This window comes from Myroides sp. C4067 (genome assembly GCF_038039665.1).
GTDB classification, from domain to species: Bacteria; Bacteroidota; Bacteroidia; order Flavobacteriales; family Flavobacteriaceae; genus Flavobacterium; species Flavobacterium odoratimimum.
Window position 1 is genome coordinate 78,789 of the sequence record NZ_JBBPHJ010000006.1, and the last position, 22,671, is coordinate 101,459.

Sequence of the window (22,671 nt, forward strand, 5' to 3'; positions counted from 1 at the left end):
TGTAGTCTTTATTATTTAGCAATATTGATTGCTCTAGTTTCTCTAATTACAGTAATCTTCACTTGACCTGGATAAGTCATTTCTGTTTGGATTTTTTGAGAGATATCGAAAGAAAGAGTAGCAGCCATTTCATCAGTTACTTTTTCACTTTCTACGATAACACGTAATTCACGTCCTGCTTGAATAGCATAAGCGTTTTTAACTCCTCCGAATTCATTAGCTATACTTTCTAGATCTTTAAGACGTTGAATGTATGAATCCAGTACTTGACGTCTAGCACCTGGTCTAGCACCTGAGATAGCATCACATACTTGGATAATCGGAGCGATTAATGTAGTCATTTCTATCTCATCGTGGTGGGCACCTATTGCATTACATACTTCCGGTTTCTCTCCGTATTTTTCTGCCCACTGCATACCTAGGATGGCGTGTGGTAATTCACTTTCTGTTTCTGGTACTTTACCGATATCGTGAAGTAACCCAGCACGTTTAGCTAACTTAACATTTAAGCCTAACTCTGCTGCCATTAATCCACATAATTTAGCTACTTCACGTGAGTGTTGTAGTAAGTTTTGTCCATAAGAAGAACGGTATTTCATTCTACCTACTATTTTGATTAGTTCAGGGTGTAGACCGTGAATACCTAAATCAATAACAGTTCTCTTACCTATTTCGATAATTTCTTCATCGATTTGTTTAGTCGTTTTAGCTACTACTTCTTCGATACGAGCAGGGTGAATACGACCATCTGTTACTAATCTGTGTAGAGATAGACGAGCAATCTCTCTTCTAACAGGGTCAAAGCAAGATAGGATAATAGCCTCAGGAGTATCATCTACAATAATTTCTACTCCAGTAGCAGCCTCTATAGCTCTAATGTTTCTACCTTCTCTACCAATGATTCTACCTTTTACATCATCAGACTCGATGTTGAATACAGACACGCAGTTTTCTACAGCTTCTTCTGTACCGATGCGTTGAATAGTATTGATAATAATCTTTTTAGCCTCTTGTTGAGCTGTAAGTTTAGCTTCTTCGATAGTTTCTTGTATTGAAGCCATAGCATTTGCTTTTGCTTCATTTTTAAGACTCTCTACGATTTGAGCTTTTGCTTCTTCAGCTGTAAGACCAGAGATGATTTCTAATTGTTCTACTTGAGAACGGTGAAGTCTATCTACCTCTTCTTGTTTCTTTTCAATGATTTCAAGTTTAGTACTGTATTCAGCAACTTTTTTCTCACTTTCATCATTTGCTTTCTTTGCTTTAGCTAATTCACTTGAAATTTGAGATTCTTTATCTCTAGTTCTTTTCTCAGCCTCCGCCATCTTCTTATCACGAGCTAAGATTACTTGTTCATGTTCAGATTTTAACTCTATAAACTTTTCTTTAGCTTGTAATATTTTCTCTTTTTTAATTGCCTCTCCATCAGTCTTTGCATCACGCAATATCGTTTTGGCCTCGTTTTGAGCATTAGACAATATTGAGGAAGCATGGTTTTTTTCAAGGTACTTCGCCACCATGAAGCCTATCGCAGCACCAAGTATTATTCCCCCAACGATCATTAGTATTTCCATAAATGTTTCTATAAATTATATATAAAAAAAGCCCACATTAGTTTGAGTCGCGTAAACTCTCTTATTAACAAGTTTTGAGTTAGCTTGCTTTTCAAGGATCTGCGCAAGGCAGCATGCTTTAGTTGCAAAGATTCACCCATTTTAATTTGTTTGTGTTGAGTTTATCAAACAGTACTAATGTGAGCAGTATTTTTAGTATCTTATGTTAAGAACGAATTGTTATATTTTTTTAGAAAGCACACGATCTAAAGCTTCATCCAGCCTGATTAAACGTTCTACAGCTTTGTTATAACTATCTGTAGTATCAATTGTCTTTTGTTCGTTTTGTGATGCGAACTGTAATGCACACATCGCTAGAACATCTTGCTTATCTCTTACAGCATAGTTTTCCTCAAATTGATGTATCATTAAATCTATCTTCTTCGATGCCGATCGCAGTCCTTCCTCTTGTGAATAAGCCACCGTAAGTGGATATACTCTATCAGCTATAGATAGTTTTATTTTTAATTGTTCATCTTTTTGACTCATATTTCTCCTATTTTGTGAGATGAGCTATACACTGATCTATCTCTTTAATCAATGAATTTATCTTGAGTTTCGTATCTCTTCTATTTTCTTCACTGCCCAATAGTGAATTAGCTAATTGTATTGACTCATATTTTTTATAAATAGAGTCTAATTGCTCCTCATTTTTAAGAATCTCTTTTTGAGCTTGCTCCAAACTAGTTTTTAACTGTTTGTTCTCTGCTTCCAAGACACTTAGCCTTTGCATAAGTTTAGCAAACTTTACCTCTAAAGAATTAATAATATCAGTTAGCTCGCTCATTATACTTGTTATTCACTATCCTTTCAACAAAGTTACAATTAGTATTTAAATTTAAAAAAGTTTTCTGTAAAAAAAAAGGTTATTTATCTTTTTCTTTAAACAGCTTTTAGCTATGTGTTTCATTTTTAGAGATAATACTATTTTTTCTAGGGTTATTATGTATTTTAGCAGAAATGTTTTAAAAATTATGAAAGTAAGAATACTACCTAGTCTTTTTTTAAGTGTATTAGGAACTTTTGCGTATGCACAGAATACCGAAACCTTTGATAGTCCTTTAAATATAAGCATACATGCCTCAGGTAATTTTGGAGAGTTAAGAGGTACTCATTTCCATACAGGTCTTGATATAAAGACACAACAGAGAATTGGCTTGCCAGTTTATGCTCCTGCAGATGGTTATGTATCTCGTATCAAAGTGTCAACTTGGGGATACGGTAAGGCTCTGTATATTGATCATCCTAATGGACAGACTACTGTTTATGGACATCTAGATTCTTATGCAGGGGATATTGCTACTCTTGTGTTAAATAGACATTATGCAGAGAAGAACTTTGAGATAGAGATTTTCCCTCGTAAGAATGAAGTTTTGGTAAAGAAAGGTCAAATCATTGCATATACCGGGAATACAGGTGGATCTGGTGGACCTCACCTTCACTATGAGATTCGTGACACAAAGACACAGAATATCATTAATCCTTTAAAAGAAGGAATGGATAAATTGTTAACAGATACTCAAGCACCTACCGTTAATGGGCTTTATGTATACCCTGTTGGTGTTGGAGCTATGGCTAATGATAATGAGACTCCGCAGCAGTTATCTTATGTGACACAGAGTGATGGTACTTTTTTGACCTCTCCCGTCAAGGCTAGAGGAGATATTAGTTTTGGAATAGATATTCACGATACAGCTAATTTTAATACAAATAAAAATGGGGTGTATATGGTAGAGACTTTTGTGAATGGAAAGGCTATGTTTTCTTATAAATTTGATACTTTTTCTTTTTCTGAGACGGGTTATGTCAATGCTTTAATTGACTATGAACGCTATGTTTCAACAAAGAAAAAAGTACAAAAACTGTTTTATGAGAAACCTTATAACTTATCAGTCTTAAAAGTAGATCCTACTAAAGGGATTGTTACTGTTAAGAGTGGGCAGAACTATAACTATAGTATTGTGTTGTCAGATTATCACGGGAATAAGAAAACGATCAATATTCCTGTAGAATATACAGACGCTACTGCTAAAGTGAAGAAGTCAGAGGCAAAAGGAGAATACAAGATAGTTACAGATAGAGATTATATTTTTGAGAAGAAGAACGTAACAGTGAGTTTCCCTATTAAGACATTTTACAATGACTTCTTGATGGATATGTCTGTAGAAGATGATGTATTAAAATTGCACAAACCTGTTGTTCCTTTAGCTAAGAATATTCTGGTATCATTTGACACGTCTTCTATGAATATCTCTAATCGTGATAAAGCATTTATTGCTAGAGTAGATGGAGGTAGAAGAGATTACTTTAAAACGGCTAAGAAAGGTGATCTGTGGACGATCTATACTAAGAGCTTTGGAGATTATAAAATTTTAGTGGATGAAAAAGCGCCTGTTATTGAGAAACCAAGTTTCACAGAAGGGCAGTGGTTAACTAAAGAATCTCAGATCTCTTTCTTGATTAAAGATGATCTGTCAGGGATTAATACCATTACAGGTTTTATCAATGGCAATTGGATATTATTGGATTATGACTACAAGACACGTAAGATTGTTCACAAGTTTAGTGATGGTAAAGTAGTAAAAGGACGAAACGATGTAGTGATTAAGATAAAAGATAATGTAGGAAACGAAGGAACCTTTGAATCACACTTCTTCAGAGGATAGTAGATCTCGTATAATAACTGATAAAGCTTTGTTGAAAAAATGCCAAAGTAGTGTTGTGTACAGAAACACTAATTATGTATCTTTGAAGTATTAAATTTTCTATTATGAAAGTAAGAATAACCCTGTTTTTAAGCGCATTAGTTTTAGTAACAGCTTGTAAACAAGAAGGCGAAAAACCAAAAGTTATTTATAAAGAAGACGGTACCTCTGCTGCTACGACAGAAGTGGTAAAAGAAAGAGACCGTTCAGAAGATATTCGCATTGCCGATCTTCCTATTCTGATGGGAAAATCAGACCACCTGATTCATCCTATAGGAGAGATTAGAGTATATAGCTATTCTTCTAAAAGTGGTATGAGTAAAGTAAATCAAACTTCTTATACCGTATCTAACTATGCGCCTTTTGAACTAACAGGGTATCTAGAGAACCTTATGTTCCAACATAAAGACTCTTTACAGATCAGACCATTAACAGATAAGAAAGTGCAGATACAGAATGTATCTTACCTTAATACAATAGCAGAGAAGACCAAAAAGAATATATTAGTGTACAGCTTATTCGATGCAGATACGAATAGAGATGGCAAGGTAGATTCTAATGATATCAAGACATTATATATTAGTAGGGGAGACGGTACACACTTTAAAAAGCTAAGTGCTGATCTACATGAATTGTTAGATTGGACAGTTATTGATAGTCAGAATAGATTGTACTTTAGAACAATAGAAGATATCAATAAGAATGGTGCTTTTGACAAAGATGATAATGTAAACTACTACTATATTGACTTGTTGAGTAAAGATTGGGAAGTTATCAGTTATGACCCACTTCATATCAATGCAGAAATAGAAGTAGATAAATAAAAACAAAACTCGTGAATTGCTTCACGAGTTTTTTTATGCCTTCTCAGCTCTGTTCTTTAAAGCGATATTCATAGCTTCAAAGCCTTGTTGAGTTTCAGTTTGTAGTTTCTTTTTGAATAGGGGAACTAATATTCCACTGAAGTCCTCTCTATGTATAAATAAACAATGTTGCTCATCTAGCTGTTGTATTTCGAATTGATGATGCCCATCGAATATCCCTTTTATTCCTAATTTTCCCTTCCAACTAAGGAGTTGTTCTTTTTGATTAGTTAGAATTATAGGCTTAAACTTCATCGTAGACAGGCTAATCTTGATTTGTCTGCCTACTATTGGCTCACCTGTGATGGATAGTATAAAAGGATTCCATTCAGGATATTCAGAGAAGCTCATTAATACTTGCCATATTACTTCCTTCGTAGCTTTAATTGTGATACTCGTTTCTATTGTCATAAGATTGTAAATTAGATAGACAAAGGTTGTATATCTCTATTTATCACCTCTTGACATTTATCAAGAAAAGTAATCAGATAAGGGAGCTAAGCTTTCTGTAGAATAAAGTCATCCTGAGGAGTGGCTCCCAGATTAAAGTGAAAGACTTCATTATAATCTACAGGTACTTTAAAGGTGTTGTTGATTGGAGTTTGTAATAGGTAGTTCCACATACATCTTATCGGTCCTGCATGAGTGACTAGTAATACTTTTTTATACTCTGCTTTGCGCAAGTCATCTAAGAAAGAAGCTACTCTATCTTGTACTATAGATAAGCTTTCTCCGTAAGGAGGACAAGTTTGTGCGAGGTTGTCCATCCAGTTTTGTAAGTCATCTTTTGGTATTTCGTCCCATTTTTTCATCTCCCATTCTCCGAAGCTCATTTCTAAGAGTCTGTCATCCGTAGAGTACCATTGAGAGAAGTGATCGGCTATAAAAGTACACCTCTTTAGAGGACTAGAGATAACCGTGTCGATGTCATTTGGGATTCTATCTCTGAAGGTAGTTATTTCATCAGGATAGTCATTGAGTAGATTGACATCAGTCTGTCCATAACAGTGGCCAGGGGGAACGTCTACTTTCGTATGACGGATTACAAAAATTTCCATAGTGTTAGTGTTGTTAAGTAAAATAAGACTTCACATACTTGCTGTATCGTGCCAAGACAGTCACCAGTATATCCGCCTATATGTTTTTTAAAGTACATCGTCAGGTACATTTTACCAATGTAGCTAACAAAAAAAGCTATGATAAATAACCAGTTGTCAAATAGGATGTAAGGGATGATCGCTAGAATCAGAGAAAACAGTAAGGATGAATAAGACAGCTTTTGATTAGCCATCGGTTTAGACTTACTGTCATCTGTATCTCTTACATATCGATGAGTATATATAGCTGTAGCAGCGTGAAATCTACTCGTGGTATGCCCATTTAGCATCACTACAAGTAAAAAGGAAGTAGATAACTCGGCAATATTATGCAAGGCAAGAAACTTCAACAGAAGTAATAAAACAATACCGATGACACCATACGCTCCTATACGACTATCTTTCATAATCGTCATAATCTTCTCCTTGCCATATCCACCGCCAAAAGAATCACAGACATCTGTAAATCCATCTTCATGAAATGCCCCAGTCAGTAATACTGTGCTCACCATAGAGAGTACGATAGCTATATCTGCAGAGAATAAATAGGAGGTAGCCCAATAGACGAGTATTGCCATGCCGCCTACTAGATAACCTATCAGAGGGAAATATTTCTGAGACTTATTCATGATCTCATGGCTATAAGGTACTTTAAAAGGAATAGGTATTCTCGTAAAGAACATGACAGCCGTCAGAAAGTAAGTGAGCTCTTTTCGGATCATTTGTTAGAAACATTTGCAGATTCGAAACTAGCCATTTCGTTTAAGAATGCTACAGCACTTTGTATAAGAGGATATGCTAGAGCACACCCAGTACCTTCTCCTAGGCGTAAGTTCATATCTAGAATTGCCTGTTCATTAAAAGAGCGAATCAATAGGTGATGACCTATCTCATCAGATTTATGGCAGAAGATTGCATTACCGGTTATCATTGGCTCTAAGTTAGCCGCGCATAAGAATGCACTCGATGCGATAAAGCCATCTACTAATATGATCATATTATGTCTGTAAGCTTCTAGCATAGCAGCACACATCTGAGCGATCTCGTATCCTCCATATTGTTCTAGAGCATCTTTCGCATTCGCAGGTTTTGGATGAGTATTGATAATCTTGGTAAGGATATCTTTTTTTCTTTTTAATCCTTCATCATCTAGACCAGTTCCTCTCCCTACACATTTATCTATAGGTAGATCTAATAGAGAACTCATCAGCAGAGAAGCAGAAGAAGTATTCCCTATTCCCATTTCTCCGAATCCTATAATATTAGTTCCTGTAGCAGCGATATCTTTCACTATTTGCTCTCCAGAAGTGAAGCAGAAGGCTAGTTCTTCTTTAGTTATAGCTGGGCCAGAGATCATATTATGTGTACCATGACCTGCTTTAGCTTGGATTAAGTCAGGATGAGGGGCAAAGTCTTTACTCACACCAGCATCTACTACTTTTAGATTGATGTTGTGTTGCTTACAGAATACATTGATTGCAGCACCGTGATTTAGAAAGTTAAGTACCATCTGATAAGTTACTTCAGCAGGATAAGCACTCACACCTTCTTTTGCTAAGCCATGATCAGCTGCGAATACGATGATGGTAGGAGATACTAGACTAGGTGTCAGGGTCTGTTGTACCTTTCCTATTTTATAAGCTATCTTTTCTAATAGTCCTAGTGCTTGTAGAGGTTTTGTCTTTAAGTCTATCTTCGTTTGTAGTTGTTGTTCAAAATTCATTTTATAGTGTTTTGGTTCACACAAATATAATAGAATTAGTATAGTTCCCACAACGAAGAGGATAGCAGGCTTAACTAACTTGATTATCGAAGTGTTACTGCTTTTTTTCTTATTCTGCTCAGTGTTTCGGGTGTCATACCTAGCATAGAGGCGATATATTGATGAGGCACTTCATTAAATAAGAAACCAAATTGCTCCATGAAGTGAAGGTAGCGTTGCTCTGCTGTTAAAGAGATGAATTGAAATATTCTATTTTCCATCTGTGTGAAACAATGTCCGATGAAACCTCTCTCTTTTTCTGCCCAATTAGGTATCTGTGTTGCTAATTCTTTATAGTCTGTAGGAGTGATGCATAGCGCTGTGACAGGTGTAAGCGCTTCTATTGTCCACTTAATAGGGGTGTCAAATAACCAATTAGACAGATCAGTCATAAAGTAGCCCGCTCCACTGATCCACTGTGTGACCTCTTTATCATCTACTAGAGCATAGATACGGATATACCCTTCTGTTATATAGTACAGAGGAGCACTCTTCTGAAGAGGAGTAATAATAGTCTCACCTCTATTGAATTGTATAGTATAGAATAGCTCTTCTGCTATAGAAGTTTCTTCTGTAGAGAGCTGTAAGGATTGTTGTAATTGAATAGCTAATGACATGGATAGTAAACATACAAAAAAAACGCCTATAAGGCGTTTTTTGATTATTCTTGAACTTCAGTAGTTGTATTCTGAGTAGTCGTCACTTGTGCTTCTGATTCTTTTCTCTCTTTGATATACTCATTCAGTTGCTTTCCGTATTTACGAGCAGTTACTTCAGGAGATAGAGAGTTATAGATCGTGTCTAATAACTTAGTATGAGCGTTGTATAAATCTGTCAATGCGATATAAGGACTCGCATCAGAGTCTTTATGATTAATAGCAAAGTTTACAGCATTAAGATACTTTCTGATGGTAAGTTTCTTAGATAAGTTATTAAGGCTGTCTTTTTTGGCAGCGTTTTGTTCTTTTTCAGCATTAAAGATGTCTACTAATAGACCATTCTGTTTATCTGTGATTAACGAACGTGTTTTTAAGTATTCATCATACACCTCTTGAGATTTCGATCCAGTTACCTTAGCATCACTATAGAAATTCTTAAGTGTAGTATTGATTGTCATTTTTCCAGGTTCAGCGAAGAACATAATCTGATTATCCTGAGAGTTAGAATGACCGCGGTCTAAGGTTAAATAGAATACTTCAGGAGAGTCAATATTTAAGTCAAACTTAAAGTTAGCATCTCCTTTTACATTTAATGAATCTATTGCTTTAAATATAGTATCTTGAATCTGAAATAGGTATAACTTACCTTGTTTAAATCCATCTACTTTTCCAGTAACAGTAAGGTTCCCCTTAGTTTCTTCTTTATTACAAGACACGAATAACGCTCCAGTAGCAAGTAAAAGAGCACAAACAATTTTTTTCATAATATTATTTAAATAGATCTAGTCCAGGGATATTCGGCATTCCATCTTTAGCAGCCGCAGCTAATTCTGCCTCATTGATAGCAGACGCTTTTTCGATAGCACGGTTAAGTACCATGACTAAGTAATCTTCTAGTTGTTCTTTGTCCTCCATTAGTTCATCACTGATAGATAAAGAACGAATAGTTCTATTAGCAGTCATCGTTACTTGTAGTAACCCATCATTACTCTGATCATCTACTAATACGGTGTCTAATCTCTTCTTTGTTTCTTCTATCTTAGCTTGGGTCTCTTGTAGTTTACCCATCATGCCCATTAAGTCTCCAAACATGTTAAATACATTTTAGTTAGTGGCGCAAAAATATTAAAATCTTTTTAAGATAAATGATTTTGTTATAGAATAGTTAATAACAACTGAAGGATATTCTATATTATAACAGTGTATGAGGGAATTTATGGCTATCAAAACGCAGTAGTCAATAGGATATAAAAAAAGTGACCTAGTTATTTGGGGGTAACCAGGTCACTTAAGAAAAAGAAAGTTTTGTTGTTTTTGTTGTGATATGTGTTTTACATATATCGTGCCAAAAAATACAAATACATGAAAATTTATGTTTTTTATTGAGATAAAAAGTTGGTTTTCTTTCTTTGAGTAGTTAAAAAGTCTTTTAAACAAAGAGATTTCGACGGTGTTAAAATTATATTAGTACGGGATAGATAGGTATGATCTTTGTGTAGAAAAGTACAATAAACTTAATCTAGGTCAAGTCTAGTAGAAGAGAATTAGTTCTAATTTTGTAATAGAGTAGAATTAACCACGTAAACGTATAGGATATGAAAGAAGAATTTGTAAATTTAGAAGTAAATAAAAATGCTGATACTAACCGTTTTGAATTAACAGTAGATGGGTATACTGCATTTATAGATTATGCTGAAGAAGGTAATATTATCAAACTTATTCATACAGAGAGCCCAGAAGAGCTAGCAGGTAGAGGAGTGGCTACTGCTCTGATCGAGAAGAGTCTGATGTATATAGAAGAGCATAACTATGAGCTGTACCCATTATGTCCGTTAGTATATGCTTATATTAAGCGTCATCCAGAATGGAAGAGAATAGTATCTAGAGCGTTTCCTGCATACGATAAACTATAACAATAAATAAGCTATGAGAATATTAGGATTTGCAGCAAGTACATCGAGTACTTCTATTAATAAAAAGTTAGTTGAGTATACCGTGCCTTTGTTCCCAGCAGGAGAAGTGGAAGTGATAGATCTGAATGACTATAAAGTACCTCCATTTTCTGTAGATCAAGAGAAACAAGGTTTTCCAGAAGGAGCGAAGTTATTCTTAGAAAAGATAAAGCAGTCTGATGCTATCATCTGCTCTATGTCTGAACACAATCGCAACTGGACAGCTTGTTTTAAAAACTTGTTTGATTGGTGTTCTAGAATAGAGTTAAAGCTATTCCAAGAACGACCGATGTTCTTAATGTCTACTTCACCAGGAGGATATGGAGGTCAGAATTCATTAAACCTTGCTAAGACGGTGTTTCCTTCTTTTGGAGGACAAGTAAAGGACAGCTTTGCATTGCCTAAGTATTATGAAAATTTTGATGAGGTGAATGGTATTATAAATGGTGAGCTCGCAGCAGAACTAAAAGAGAAAATCGAAAAGTATAGAAGTGAATTAAATGAAGTAGCTGTATAAAGTAAGGATATATACTTAGTGAATAATATAAAAGGTCAAAGAGATAATCTTTGACCTTTTTTTTGTTTTTTAATTTCTTTTTTGGGCAATTTATATACTTAAAAGTCTTTTTAGAAGATACTTTTTTTTGTTTTTCAGCCTAATTTAATGGGTATTGAACTATCTAATCGAAAAAAGATACCTGTTTTTTTAAGCCTATTAATTGCTGTTTTTAATTTAAGTTATTGTTTATTAGTTTGTTATATGTTTTATGTGTGTTGTACCTCATTATGCACTATACCTGCTGACCGTAGTATTTACGGCACTTGAAGCGAATTCCTTCGACAATTCATGGACAATACCTCGAGATTAGTGGAGTAGAGGACTTGTTTGTCGAAGAATGCTCCTTTTATATATCAACTATTCTCCTAGAATGTGCTGTAAACAAAAGAATAAGATGAGAAGAGAATATTAGGTCATATAATAGAGGGCGGTAGAAGAGATAAAGTGAAGTTTTAGCAGTGTAAGCATAGTAGTAAAGTTGCTTGAAAATCCTTTGTTAATCTAGGTTAAGTGATTTTGGGAGAGGATGTGATAATTTTATACTTGTAATCAGAAAGGGAGTTAGACTATCATTTATTGAATTTATAAAAGGCCTTATAAATACAGTCTGTATTCTTTTTTAATTACAGTGTATAACATTTCATTTTCTTCTAGCGAACACTGTTTTATCTCCAATAAAAGAGAGACTATAAGACAGAGAGACTAGAAGTGAATGCATCATGATTAAATAGTAAAAAAATAAAGTTATGGCAAGTTTACCAATTAGAGACAAAAAACAAGATCACTTATTAACAGGTGAGAACGCAGCATTAATCGTTATTGATTATCAACCAGTACAAGTAAATTCTATCGCTTCTATGGATAGACAGTTACTACTAAACAATATTAGAGGAACTGTAAATGCAGCTAAACTGTATGATATGCCTATCATTCTATCTACAGTGAATGTAAAAACAGGATTAAATAAAGAGACTGTTCCTCAACTAAGAAAACACTTAGAAGGCGTGCCTTCTTATGATAGAACGACGATTAACTCATGGGAAGATAAGGAGTTCGTAGAGGCTGTAAAAGCTACAGGTAGAAAAAAATTAATCATGACAGCACTGTGGACAGAAGCATGTCTTACATTCCCAGTGATGGATGCGTTACAAGAAGGATACGAGGTATATATCGTGGTAGATGCTGTAGGTGGTACTTCTAAAGAGGCACATGATGCCGCAATTATGAGAATGGTACAGGCAGGTGCTAAACCAATTAGCGTAGTACAATTATTCTGTGAATTACAACGTGACTGGAATCGTACAGAAACTGCAGAAGGATTCATGAAGTTATTTACAGAACTAGGAGGTACAGCAGGTATTCAGTTTGGATATGATCTAGCGGAGTAATCCTTAGCTGTACATAGAGGTTAGAATACGCGTGTTTATTTACTTTTTTATTAGCGTTATAAGTCAATAAAGCACGAGTTCTAATCGCTTTTAAAAAACGAGGTTTATACACACTGTAAGGTGTGGAGTTATTTAGTTATTCAGTTATTTTCGAAAAGGTCAGAGACGTATGTTTCTGACCTTTTCTCTTTTATAGGTGATTGATTGACAGTAAATAGCAAAGTTATTTTAGTGTTAATAGCTTAAAAGCTCTGTGGAGTTATCAATATATTTAGATACTAAACATCTAACTAATGATATAATGAAGAAATTTTTTGCACTGTTTACACTATTGATTTGTACTGTTTCTTTTGCTCAGCAAAGAGAGTTGAAAGAGGTAAGTTCTGAAAGTCTAATATATGTATGGGGATTAGTCAAGTATAAACATCCTAATGTAAGTAGAGGTGGTTATGATATGGATCAAGAATTCTTAAAAGCATATACTACTCTAGAAACGATAAAGAACGAAGAGGCTTTAAATACCTTCTTAAAGCAATGGATAAAACAGTTTGACTCTTCTAAACATCCTCTAAAAAAGGATGGTATTAAAGTAAGTGAAGATAAATTATTTACAGTTAATGCTAGGTTTGAATGGATAAACAGTGACCTCTATGATAAGGAATTAAAGTCTATTTTGACAGACTTAAAAGACAATACTAATTATGGTAAGTATTATCTAACTAATCGTAAAATATCTTCTATCGTAAAATTTGATCACGAAAAGGCGTTGCCTAATTTTAGCAATGGGAATGAAAGCCACCGTATGCTGTTTTTATCTTCTTTTTGGAATAGTATCCGTTATGGGAATGTGAATATATATCTAGCTGATACACCATGGGATGAGGTGTTGACTGAGTTCGTTCCGAGGTTTAATACGACTGAAGGAATAGAATTTGAGTATCTGAAAGATGAGCTTTTCGTAAAGTTAAATGATTCACATAGTGACTATCAAGCAAGCTATTATCTGAATACTAAAGTTAAACGTTTTAGTACCTATGGAACCAAAAATATAAATGACTCCTTAGTGATAACGACTATTTATGACCCTATCGAGGCTAAAGAGAGTAATATAGAGCTAGGAGATGTGATTTTTAGAGTCGAAGGAAAGTCTGTAAAGGACTATAGAGAAAGTACAATAGGAAAATATGTAAGTGTATCTAATCCCAATTATTTAAAAAGATTTGAGAGTTTTTATTTTCCTGCTTTAGGAGATCAAGAATCAATGACAGTAAGTATAAAAAAGAAAAGTGGAGAGATTATAGAAAGAACGGTTCCTCTATTAAAGGGAGAAGAGTTTAAGAATTTTAAAACAATAAAGTCACTTTTTAAAGAACAGAAAGCTCCTGAGTTAGGTGATGATATAGGATATCTTCATCTAGGTAGAGCGACAAAGAAAAGACTGAAGAGTTTCTTTAAGGCTAATAGTAGTAAGCAGAGTATTATCTTAGATCTACGTAATTATCCTGAGAATATAAGCCCAGAGCTTATTACATCTTACCTATTACCTCATAGAACTACTTTTTTTAAAGCATTAGGTTGGTATGGGCCAGCGTTAGGAGAATGGGATAGTAAGGTGGGCATTGCTAAGATTATAGATCCTTTCAAGGCGGGCAATGAGAATAAAGATTATTATAAAGGAACTGTAGTCCTACTTGTGGATCATACTACGCTGAGTGCTGCTGAATATATGGGAATGGGGATTCAGCAGGCACCAAGATGTATTACTATAGGTAAGCAGACAGGAGGAGCTGTGACTAATCGTGTACGGGTACTTTTAAAAGATGATACTACAATAGACTTCTCAGGTTATGGAGCTTTCTACCCAAATGATAAAGAGTATAATGTGCACCGAAATGGTTTAAAGATAGATCATATAGTATCTGAATCAGCAAATGATTATAATGCGTATGGGATGATACAGTACGCAGTGGACTTAATTAATAAAAAGAGTTTAGGTAAGTAAGACAAACTGCTAAAGAGTGTTTTTTTAGATTAATTAAAAATATTCTTTAGATGAGGTTAGTTAAGTTATTATATTTGCTTTTTGATATTTAAATAAATAAAAACATGATAAAACTTCGAGGTATTATAGTAATAATGGTTTTATTTTTACAGGTTTTTGCATTTGGGTAGAAAAAAGTGAAAGACTTTACTAAAGATAATTACTTAGCTGATTTTGATTTTGTAGTTAAGGCAATAAAAGAACAGCATCCTAATCCATTTCGATTTATAACAGAAAAAGAATTTGATAAGAAGGTAAAGGAACTACGTCATACTTTAGAGCAAAAGCCAATTTTAGAGAATTTTGTCTTATGTAACCCTGTTGCATTAATACGTGATGCTCATTCAAGTATTGAGATGGATGATATTATTTATGAGGATTATATTAAGGTCAGTCATTTCTTTCCTATTGCGACTAGTGTATATGACAATAGAGTGTTCGTTAATCAGTACACTCTAGATATCCCGATGGGAGCTGAGATTATCAAAGTAAATAATGTAAGTATTGCTGACTTATTGAATAAAATACCGAATAAGGTAGATGGAGGAGTAGAGGCTAGTTCTAATAAGAATTTCTCTAATTATGCTTCTTTAATATTTCCAGAAGCCAAAGAGTTTATCATTGAGTATAAAGAAACTGTGGAGGCAACCCCTAAGACGATAACGCTGAAAGCAGTGAACTTTAATGACTATGAGTATCATGCTCAGAAGAGTGTTCTACCACTGAGTACTGTTGCCTTCTCTAAAGGGATCTATGGATATCCATTAAATGATGATACTTATATTTTGAAAATAACAACATTTAGTGTATCAGAGACATATGCTTATTATATCTTGAACAACGTATTTCAAGACATCAAAGACAAGAATATTAAAAAGCTAGTGGTTGATATTCGTGATAATGGAGGAGGTCTATTGTCTAATATTCCTTTGTTTTATTCTTTTATTAGTCCAGAGAAGAGTTTTAAAAATATTTATAAATATGCGACTAGAGTTCCTAAAGTGAATATGAAAGAGAATCTATTGGATGGAAATGGTAAGTTGGCAAATACAGCTGATATTATTAGCCAAGACAACTTTATGAGTCAGCGATTTGATTATAATGAAGAAGATCAGTTTTATTATGGAAACAGTCGTCTAGACGATTCTTATGTAGAGAATTACCCACAGGATAAAAATGCGTTTACAGGTAAAGTAGTTTTATTGTCAAATAATAATACTGTATCAGCAGCAGCTTATTTTGCACATTTGTTCCAATTGAATAAGCGTGGTGATATCGTAGGTCAGGAGACTAGAAGTTGTAGTGACTTTACAACGGCAGCCTGGTTTTTAAGTTATAAATTACCGAATACAGAATCTGTATTATCATTGCCTAGAAGTGAGGTATTCTTTAATGCAATAGCAAATAAAGATCGCACTTGTAGAGGAGTATTGCCTAATCATACTATTAAAGCAGATGATTTCCAAAAGGGATTACAGCAAGCACAAGATGCTGAGATGAATTTAGCATTAGAACTCTTGAAGAAATAGAGATTAATACAACGATATAGAAAAGCCAAAGATGGGAGTCTTTGGCTTTTTTGTTTCTACTCAGTTGAGTCAATAAATGGACGAGTAGGTCATTAGTATTCATTTAAACCATGCTAACATTTATTTAAATATTAAAACCTTACTTTTGTGTTTTAACATTTGAAAATGAATAAAGATATACAAGCGCCAATAGCTACAGTGAGACCTCACGAGTTAACAGCACACAATCATACACGTATCGATAACTACTTCTGGTTAAACAATAGAGAAGATCAAGAAGTGATCGATTACCTAAATGCTGAGAATGCATACTATGAAGGACAGACTGCACATACTAAGGCTTTCCAAGCAGACTTGTTTGAAGAGATGAAGAGCAGAATAAAAGAGGACGATAGTTCTGTACCTTATTTCTACAACGGATATTATTATATCACTCGATTTGAGAAAGGAAAAGATTACCCTATATTTTCTCGTAAACAAGGAAGCTTAGAGGCTGATGAAGAGATCATGTTTGACTGTAATGTGATGGCAGAAGGACACTCTTATTTTCATTTAAGAGGGATTAATGTATCAGAAGATAACCAATGGGTTGCTTTTGGGGTAGATACTGTATCTCGTAGAGAATACACACTGCAAGTAAAGAACTTAGTAACAGGAGAAATATCTCCTATCTCGATAGAGAAAACAACAGGTAGTTCTACTTGGGCTGCTGATAATAAGACTTTGTTTTACTCTCGTAAAGATGAGGTAACACTGCGTGCAGATAAAATCTATAAACACAAATTAGGAACTGCGATCACAGAGGATGTGATGGTGTACTTCGAAGAGGATGATACTTTTGATACTCATATCTTTAAAGAGAAATCGCGCAAGTATTTAGTGATAGGAAGTGAGAGTACGTTGACAAGTGAGTACAGAATCTTAGAGTCTCATAATCCTGATGGAGAGTTTAGGGTATTCCAAGAGAGAGTGCGTGAGGTAGAGTATAATATTTCACACTACGATGGACATTTCTATATCATGACAAATCTAGATGAGGCAGATAATTTTAAGTTGATGCGTTGTCCTGAGGATAAGACTGCTGCGGAGCATTGGGTAGAGCTTATCCCACACAGAGAAGAGGTACTGTTAGAAGGTGTAGATATCTTTAAAGATTACTTAGTGATCTCTGAGCGATCTAATGGATTAGTTCATTTGAAGATTCAACCTTGGGATGATAGCCAAGAGGCGTATTATCTACCATTTGAGAGTGAGACCTATAATGCGTATACAGGTACGAATTTAGACTTCGATACAGAGATACTACGCTATGGATACCAGTCTATGAATACGCCTTCTTCTGTAATTGACTTTAATATGCGTACGCGTGAGAAAGAAGTGAAGAAGGAACAAGAAGTATTAGGGACTTTCGATAAGAATAATTATGTAGAAGAACGAATCTGGGCAACTGCAAAAGACGGAGTTAAAGTTCCGATGTCTATCGTGTATAAAAAGGGGATGAAGAAAGATGGTACTAATCCATTCTTACAATATGCATATGGATCATACGGATATTCGATGGAGCCTTATTTCTCTACTACTCGTCTAAGCTTATTAGATAGAGGATTTATCTATGCGATAGCGCATATTCGCGGAGGTGAAGATATGGGACGTCAATGGTATGAAGATGGTAAGCTATTAGAGAAGTGGAATACATTTGACGATTTTATCGCTTGTTCAGAGCACGTGATTGCTGAAGGGTATACTTCTCCAGAACATTTATATGCAGAAGGTGGCTCAGCAGGAGGTTTATTAATGGGAGTAGTGGTGAATAAACGCCCTGATTTATACAATGGAGTTATTGCTCAAGTACCTTTCGTAGATGTGATGACGACTATGCTGGATGATACAATACCATTGACAACAGGAGAGTATGATGAATGGGGAAATCCGAATGAGAAAGAGTATTATGACTATATGCTGTCTTATTCTCCAATAGATAATGTAGTCGCTCAAGATTATCCGAATATGTATGTATCAACAGGGTTACACGATTCTCAAGTACAATATTGGGAGCCAGCGAAGTGGGTAGCTAAGTTACGTGTGATGAAAACGAATGATAAGCAACTGTATTTAGACACGAATATGGAGGCAGGACATGGAGGAGCTTCAGGACGTTTTGAGGCTTTAAAAGAGGTCGCAAAAGAGTTTGCTTTCATGTTCGATTTAGAAGGGATAAAAGAGTAGTCTCTTTGTTTTTTTAGTAAATTTGTTAGATAACAGTGGTAGATGAGATAAAGAACATCTATCCGTAGTAAATAAGATATTATGAAAGAAGAAATTCAAGCGTATGATAATGTATTGGCTCTTGTAGGGAAAACGCCAATTGTAAAATTGAGTAAAGCAACAAAAGAGTTAAAAGGGAATTTCTATGGTAAAGTAGAAGCTTTCAGTGCTGGACAATCTGCAAAAGATAGAATAGCAATGCACATTATCGAGGCAGCTGAGAAAAAAGGAATATTAAAGCCAGGTAGTACTATCGTAGAGACTACATCAGGTAATACAGGATTTAGTATTGCGATGGTGAGTGCTATTAAGGGATATAAATGTATCTTATCTGTGAGTGATAAGTCTTCTCCTGATAAGATAGATATGCTACGTGCGATGGGAGCTACAGTATATGTATGTCCTGCTAATGTAGCGGCTGATGATCCTCGTTCATACTATGAGGTAGCGAAGACAGTGCAGAAAGAAACGCCAAACTCTATTTATATCAATCAATATTTTAATGAGTTAAATACTGAAGCACACTATCTATCTACAGGACCTGAGATATGGGAGCAAACAGGAGGTAAGATTACACACTTCGTATGTTGTTCTGGTACGGGAGGTACTATCTCTGGTACAGCTCGTTTCTTAAAAGAGATGAATCCAAATATTCAAATCTTAGGTGTAGATGCTTATGGTTCTGTATTAAAGAAATATCACGAGACAGGAGAGCTAGATCCTAATGAGATTGCTCCTTATAAGATAGAAGGATTAGGAAAGAACTTAATACCAACTGCTACGGACTTCTCTGTTATCGATAAGTTTATGAAAGTAACAGATAAAGATGCTGCACAAACAGCACGTGAATTGGCACGTACAGAAGGATTATTCTTAGGATATACTTCAGGTGCTGTACTACAAGCTACAAGACAATATGCTGCTGAAGGAGCATTTGACGAGAATAGTGTAGTAGTTATGTTATTCCCAGACCATGGTTCGCGTTATATGAGTAAGATTTATAGTGATGCATGGATGGAGCAACAAGGTTTCTTAGATGGAGAACCTAAAAATGAGATTACTTACATTAAGTAATTCAATCTACTAAAATATAGAAAACACCTCTCCTTAGGATGAGGTGTTTTTTTGTAAAATATTTATTATTTGATAGTTATGTTTTATATGGTATTGTTTTTTGTACATATATTTGTACAAAATAAAATGTTATAACATGTTAGTAGCAAGTTTTAGTGAATTTAAAAAAGACATCAAAGCTTATTTTGATAAGGTGTCTACTGACTTTGAAACTTTAATTATCAATAGGGGGGAAAAGTGAAGGAATTGTTGTGATATCACTAGAAGAGTATAATTCTTTAATGACGACAAATCACGAGCTTTCTTCAAGAAAAAATGAAATGAGATTAGATGCTGCTATTGAAAAAATGAAGCAAAAAAATAAAAATGAATAGATAGAAATAAATAAAGCATTCCCAATGGAGTGCTTTTTATTTTTGGTAGCTATGGAATTGTTTTTATATCCTTGATAGTATCATATGATACTATCAAATAGTTCAATGTCTATTTATTTTCTGTATCTTAGAGATGTAAATATTCTTTAAATCAGTTTATTATGAGAAAGTCTATATTTTTCGTTTTGTTAGTTCTTATTGGGGTGAGTTGTAAATCTAAGCAAGTATTAGAAAACAAAGTAACGGCTGTGAATGAGATAGGAACTTTTGAGTATGGATATACACCTGAGAATCCTATAAAAGTAGGAGGGGTTAAGGATAATAGAGGACCACAGAATCAAATAGAGTATTTAAAGGATTTGACTGATTTAGAAGGAAATAATTTATCTTTCTACAGAGTAGGTAGTTGTTGTCATTTTGACACTCCTAATGGACTGTTTAACGGTAGAGGAGTACTTGATATATATGCAGTTTATATAAAGGGAAAACAAGATACTGTTCGTCTTTATTTAAACCTATATGATGAGGATAAGTTATATGCACCACGAGGATTTAAATTTAAATTGTAATTTTTTTTATGAATGTTAATTTTTTGGTCTAATACTTGTATTAGTATCTTCAAAAGATTAAAAAAATGAATAAAGTAATCAGTTTTAGTGACTTTACAGAGGATGTAACTACTTATGTAGACTATGTAATGGACAGTGGTAATGAGTTAATCGTAAATGAAAACGAACATAATGGAATCGTAATTATTCCTATCGAAGAATATAATTCATTAAAAGGTATTGACTGTGAGTTATCATCAAATTAAAGAGATTAGGTAAACAGCTTGTAATAAGAAACGTTTTACACAAAAAAACACCTCATAGAGGTGTTTTTTTATAGGTGATAGTATCAAATGATACTATCAATGTCTATAATCTAGAATAGAAAAGGACAACGGATGAGGTAGTCCCTTATTTTTTGTCTTTAGGTAGATTAAATATAATAGCAATTATAAAGAATCCTATTCCTGTAATGGTTGGAGGCAACATATCATTGTTTAATCCTAAAAAAATAAGATAACCTCCTAGAATAGCAAGTAATACAGATAGTGATATTTTTAACATAATAATAGTGTTTTTTAAAATTGTAGTGGTTTAAACTCAAATATAAAGAATTAACTCTGATAATAGGCTACTGGATTATATCAATCTAATTGTTTTCTAATAAGTTACTGTTGAAAAGTTTAGAATTGATTAACAATCTTTTGCTTTCAGCATTGACATTGATAAGTAAGATTTGTTTGTTTTGTTCTTGATATTTATCGATTAGTTTTTTCAAAGCTTCTATAGCAGACATATCTACTATTCTAGATTCTTTAAAATCTAAGTATACCACAGGAGTGTCTGTAAGAGGAGTAAATTTCTCAATAAAAGAAGTAGTACTCCCAAAGAATAATGGGCCATAAATAGCGTAGACTTTATTGCCGTGAGGGTCAAAAGATTTTCTAGCTCGTATACGTATGGCATTGTCCCAGGCAAATACTAAAGCAGAAACGATAACACCGATTAATACAGCTAAGGCTAAGTTATGTGTGATTACAATAATAATAGTAACTAGAAATAAAACAAAGATATCGGCTTTAGGCATTCTGGTCACTAACTGAAAGGATACCCACTTAAATGTAGTAATCGCGACAATCATCATCACTCCTACTAATGCAGCTAGAGGTATCTGTTCAATGATAGGAGCGCCAACTAATATAATGGCTAAGATGGTAAGCGAGCCAATAATAGTAGCTAGTCTACTTCTAGCTCCTGCATCTAAGTTAACTAAAGTCTGTGCTATCATGGCACAACCTCCCATACCTCCAAAGAATCCATTTGTGATATTAGCTATACCTTGGGCTATAGATTCTTTATTACTATTCCCTTTTGTATTGGTGATTTCGTCTACGATACTTAAGGTTAGTAAAGATTCTACTAAACCTACTCCTGCCATAACCAGAGAAAAGGGCAAGATGATCTGTAAAGTCTCTAGTGTAAAAGGGAGTGAAGGAATATGAAAGCTAGGTAAGCTACCACTGATATGAGCGATGTCCATAACTTTTCGAGTGTCTACTTGGAAGAAAAACACAACTGCTGTAGTCACAATTATAGCAACAAGAGTAGCAGGTACTTTCTTAGTGACTTTAGGAAAGATAGTTACAACTAGTATGGTTAATAGGGTTAATCCAATCATTATGTATAGAGCCATTCCGCTAAGCCATGTATTAACTCCCTCTATATCAATTTTGAATTGGGCTATTTGTGCAAAGAATATTACAATAGCTAATCCATTCAAGAACCCATACATGACAGGCTGGGGTATGAATCGTACAAACCTTCCTAACTTAAGTACTCCTACTAATACTTGTATAATACCAGCTAATACTACTGCTGCGAATAAGTACTCTATTCCATACATAGCAATAAGTGAGATCATGACAATGATAGTAGCACCAGCTCCTCCTGAGACCATACCTGGTCTTCCTCCAAAAACAGCTGTTATAATCCCCATAAGAAAGGCAGCGTATAATCCTGTTAATGGATGTAAGCCAGCTAGTATGGCAAAAGACAGTGACTCTGGAATCATAGTCATAGCTACAGTTAGACCAGCTAGTATTTCACTTTGAATTCTGATATTTTGATTTTGTAAACCAAATAAGCGTTGTAACATTTAATAGGTGTTTAGAAGGTGTAAAAGTAAGGTATAAATGATAAAGTTATATTGATTGAAATAATAGAAATTATGTTTTAAAGTCAA

Annotated in this window: 23 protein-coding genes, 1 other RNA gene and 1 pseudogene; 12 read left to right on the forward strand and 13 right to left on the reverse strand. The window is 34.4% G+C overall.

What is annotated here, in order from left to right:
- Positions 1 to 11: 11 nt before the first annotated feature.
- From rny to AABL87_RS06070, 4 genes are all read right to left on the reverse strand, one after another.
- A complete protein-coding gene (gene rny / locus AABL87_RS06055) occupies positions 12 to 1,574 on the reverse strand; it encodes a ribonuclease Y (RefSeq protein ID WP_006257034.1) in 1,563 nt (520 codons plus the stop codon).
- A 53-nt stretch (positions 1,575 to 1,627) separates the two neighbouring features.
- Positions 1,628 to 1,735: non-coding RNA, 6S RNA (ssrS, locus tag AABL87_RS06060), on the reverse strand.
- A 58-nt stretch (positions 1,736 to 1,793) separates the two neighbouring features.
- On the reverse strand, positions 1,794 to 2,102 hold the full coding sequence (locus AABL87_RS06065) for a cell division protein ZapA (protein WP_006257033.1): 309 nt from the start codon (positions 2,100 to 2,102) through the stop codon (positions 1,794 to 1,796).
- A 7-nt stretch (positions 2,103 to 2,109) separates the two neighbouring features.
- The gene (locus tag AABL87_RS06070; protein WP_006257032.1) at positions 2,110 to 2,400 is read right to left on the reverse strand and encodes a hypothetical protein; all 291 of its coding nucleotides are present in this window, start codon (positions 2,398 to 2,400) and stop codon (positions 2,110 to 2,112) included.
- Between the two features lie 112 nt (positions 2,401 to 2,512).
- On the opposite strand from AABL87_RS06070, the gene AABL87_RS06075 reads away from it, so the two are divergent.
- Together AABL87_RS06075 and AABL87_RS06080 are read left to right on the forward strand one after the other, a co-directional pair.
- On the forward strand, positions 2,513 to 4,279 hold the full coding sequence (locus AABL87_RS06075; RefSeq protein ID WP_341277080.1) for a M23 family metallopeptidase: 1,767 nt from the start codon (positions 2,513 to 2,515) through the stop codon (positions 4,277 to 4,279).
- Between the two features lie 104 nt (positions 4,280 to 4,383).
- A complete protein-coding gene (locus AABL87_RS06080) occupies positions 4,384 to 5,142 on the forward strand; it encodes a hypothetical protein (protein WP_006266460.1) in 759 nt (252 codons plus the stop codon).
- A 33-nt stretch (positions 5,143 to 5,175) separates the two neighbouring features.
- On the opposite strand, the gene AABL87_RS06085 is transcribed toward AABL87_RS06080, so the two are convergent.
- The 7 genes from AABL87_RS06085 to AABL87_RS06115 form a co-directional block, all read right to left on the reverse strand.
- Complete coding sequence (locus AABL87_RS06085) at positions 5,176 to 5,592, reverse strand: SRPBCC domain-containing protein (RefSeq protein ID WP_253113683.1); 417 nt, start codon at positions 5,590 to 5,592, stop codon at positions 5,176 to 5,178.
- Positions 5,593 to 5,678: 86 nt separating this feature from the next.
- Positions 5,679 to 6,239, reverse strand: a complete 561-nt coding sequence (locus AABL87_RS06090; RefSeq protein ID WP_006260712.1) for a histidine phosphatase family protein — start codon at positions 6,237 to 6,239, stop codon at positions 5,679 to 5,681.
- Complete coding sequence (locus AABL87_RS06095) at positions 6,224 to 7,000, reverse strand: adenosylcobinamide-GDP ribazoletransferase (RefSeq protein ID WP_253113687.1); 777 nt, start codon at positions 6,998 to 7,000, stop codon at positions 6,224 to 6,226. Before AABL87_RS06095 ends, AABL87_RS06090 begins: the two co-directional genes overlap by 16 nt.
- Positions 6,997 to 8,001, reverse strand: a complete 1,005-nt coding sequence (gene cobT, locus AABL87_RS06100; RefSeq protein ID WP_253113689.1) for a nicotinate-nucleotide--dimethylbenzimidazole phosphoribosyltransferase — start codon at positions 7,999 to 8,001, stop codon at positions 6,997 to 6,999. The genes AABL87_RS06095 and cobT overlap by 4 nt, the downstream gene beginning before the upstream one ends.
- Positions 8,002 to 8,084: 83 nt before the next feature.
- On the reverse strand, positions 8,085 to 8,657 hold the full coding sequence (locus AABL87_RS06105) for a Crp/Fnr family transcriptional regulator (protein WP_253113692.1): 573 nt from the start codon (positions 8,655 to 8,657) through the stop codon (positions 8,085 to 8,087).
- Positions 8,658 to 8,701: 44 nt separating this feature from the next.
- Positions 8,702 to 9,463: a DUF4369 domain-containing protein gene (locus tag AABL87_RS06110; RefSeq protein WP_006260716.1), complete on the reverse strand. Its 762-nt coding sequence runs from the start codon at positions 9,461 to 9,463 to the stop codon at positions 8,702 to 8,704.
- A gap of 4 nt (positions 9,464 to 9,467) precedes the next feature.
- The gene (locus tag AABL87_RS06115; RefSeq protein ID WP_006257023.1) at positions 9,468 to 9,791 is read right to left on the reverse strand and encodes a YbaB/EbfC family nucleoid-associated protein; all 324 of its coding nucleotides are present in this window, start codon (positions 9,789 to 9,791) and stop codon (positions 9,468 to 9,470) included.
- A 503-nt stretch (positions 9,792 to 10,294) separates the two neighbouring features.
- Here AABL87_RS06115 and AABL87_RS06120 point away from each other — a divergent pair.
- The 10 genes and pseudogenes from AABL87_RS06120 to AABL87_RS06165 all read left to right on the forward strand — a co-directional run bounded on the left by AABL87_RS06120 (position 10,295) and on the right by AABL87_RS06165 (position 20,695).
- Complete coding sequence (locus tag AABL87_RS06120; RefSeq protein ID WP_006263024.1) at positions 10,295 to 10,612, forward strand: GNAT family N-acetyltransferase; 318 nt, start codon at positions 10,295 to 10,297, stop codon at positions 10,610 to 10,612.
- A 13-nt stretch (positions 10,613 to 10,625) separates the two neighbouring features.
- Positions 10,626 to 11,168, forward strand: a complete 543-nt coding sequence (locus AABL87_RS06125; RefSeq protein ID WP_006260718.1) for an NADPH-dependent FMN reductase — start codon at positions 10,626 to 10,628, stop codon at positions 11,166 to 11,168.
- A 788-nt stretch (positions 11,169 to 11,956) separates the two neighbouring features.
- Positions 11,957 to 12,598: a hydrolase gene (locus tag AABL87_RS06130; protein ID WP_006260719.1), complete on the forward strand. Its 642-nt coding sequence runs from the start codon at positions 11,957 to 11,959 to the stop codon at positions 12,596 to 12,598.
- A 301-nt stretch (positions 12,599 to 12,899) separates the two neighbouring features.
- Positions 12,900 to 14,600, forward strand: coding sequence for a S41 family peptidase (locus AABL87_RS06135; protein ID WP_131540606.1), 1,701 nt, complete (start codon positions 12,900 to 12,902; stop codon positions 14,598 to 14,600).
- Positions 14,601 to 14,776: 176 nt separating this feature from the next.
- Positions 14,777 to 16,168 (forward strand): S41 family peptidase, encoded by a 1,392-nt coding sequence (locus AABL87_RS06140; protein ID WP_006257018.1) that lies wholly within the window; start codon positions 14,777 to 14,779, stop codon positions 16,166 to 16,168.
- Between the two features lie 165 nt (positions 16,169 to 16,333).
- A complete protein-coding gene (locus tag AABL87_RS06145) occupies positions 16,334 to 18,394 on the forward strand; it encodes a S9 family peptidase (RefSeq protein ID WP_016649810.1) in 2,061 nt (686 codons plus the stop codon).
- 81 nt (positions 18,395 to 18,475) lie between these two features.
- Complete coding sequence (locus AABL87_RS06150) at positions 18,476 to 19,507, forward strand: PLP-dependent cysteine synthase family protein (RefSeq protein ID WP_006257016.1); 1,032 nt, start codon at positions 18,476 to 18,478, stop codon at positions 19,505 to 19,507.
- A 136-nt stretch (positions 19,508 to 19,643) separates the two neighbouring features.
- A pseudogene (locus AABL87_RS06155) lies at positions 19,644 to 19,881 on the forward strand (type II toxin-antitoxin system Phd/YefM family antitoxin).
- 161 nt (positions 19,882 to 20,042) lie between these two features.
- Positions 20,043 to 20,450, forward strand: coding sequence for a hypothetical protein (locus AABL87_RS06160; RefSeq protein WP_341277081.1), 408 nt, complete (start codon positions 20,043 to 20,045; stop codon positions 20,448 to 20,450).
- A 65-nt stretch (positions 20,451 to 20,515) separates the two neighbouring features.
- The gene (locus AABL87_RS06165; RefSeq protein ID WP_041889570.1) at positions 20,516 to 20,695 is read left to right on the forward strand and encodes a type II toxin-antitoxin system Phd/YefM family antitoxin; all 180 of its coding nucleotides are present in this window, start codon (positions 20,516 to 20,518) and stop codon (positions 20,693 to 20,695) included.
- A gap of 145 nt (positions 20,696 to 20,840) precedes the next feature.
- On the opposite strand, the gene AABL87_RS06170 is transcribed toward AABL87_RS06165, so the two are convergent.
- Together AABL87_RS06170 and AABL87_RS06175 are read right to left on the reverse strand one after the other, a co-directional pair.
- Positions 20,841 to 20,993: a hypothetical protein gene (locus AABL87_RS06170; protein WP_006257013.1), complete on the reverse strand. Its 153-nt coding sequence runs from the start codon at positions 20,991 to 20,993 to the stop codon at positions 20,841 to 20,843.
- An 85-nt stretch (positions 20,994 to 21,078) separates the two neighbouring features.
- Positions 21,079 to 22,584: a SulP family inorganic anion transporter gene (locus AABL87_RS06175; protein ID WP_341277082.1), complete on the reverse strand. Its 1,506-nt coding sequence runs from the start codon at positions 22,582 to 22,584 to the stop codon at positions 21,079 to 21,081.
- Positions 22,585 to 22,671: the final 87 nt, after the last annotated feature.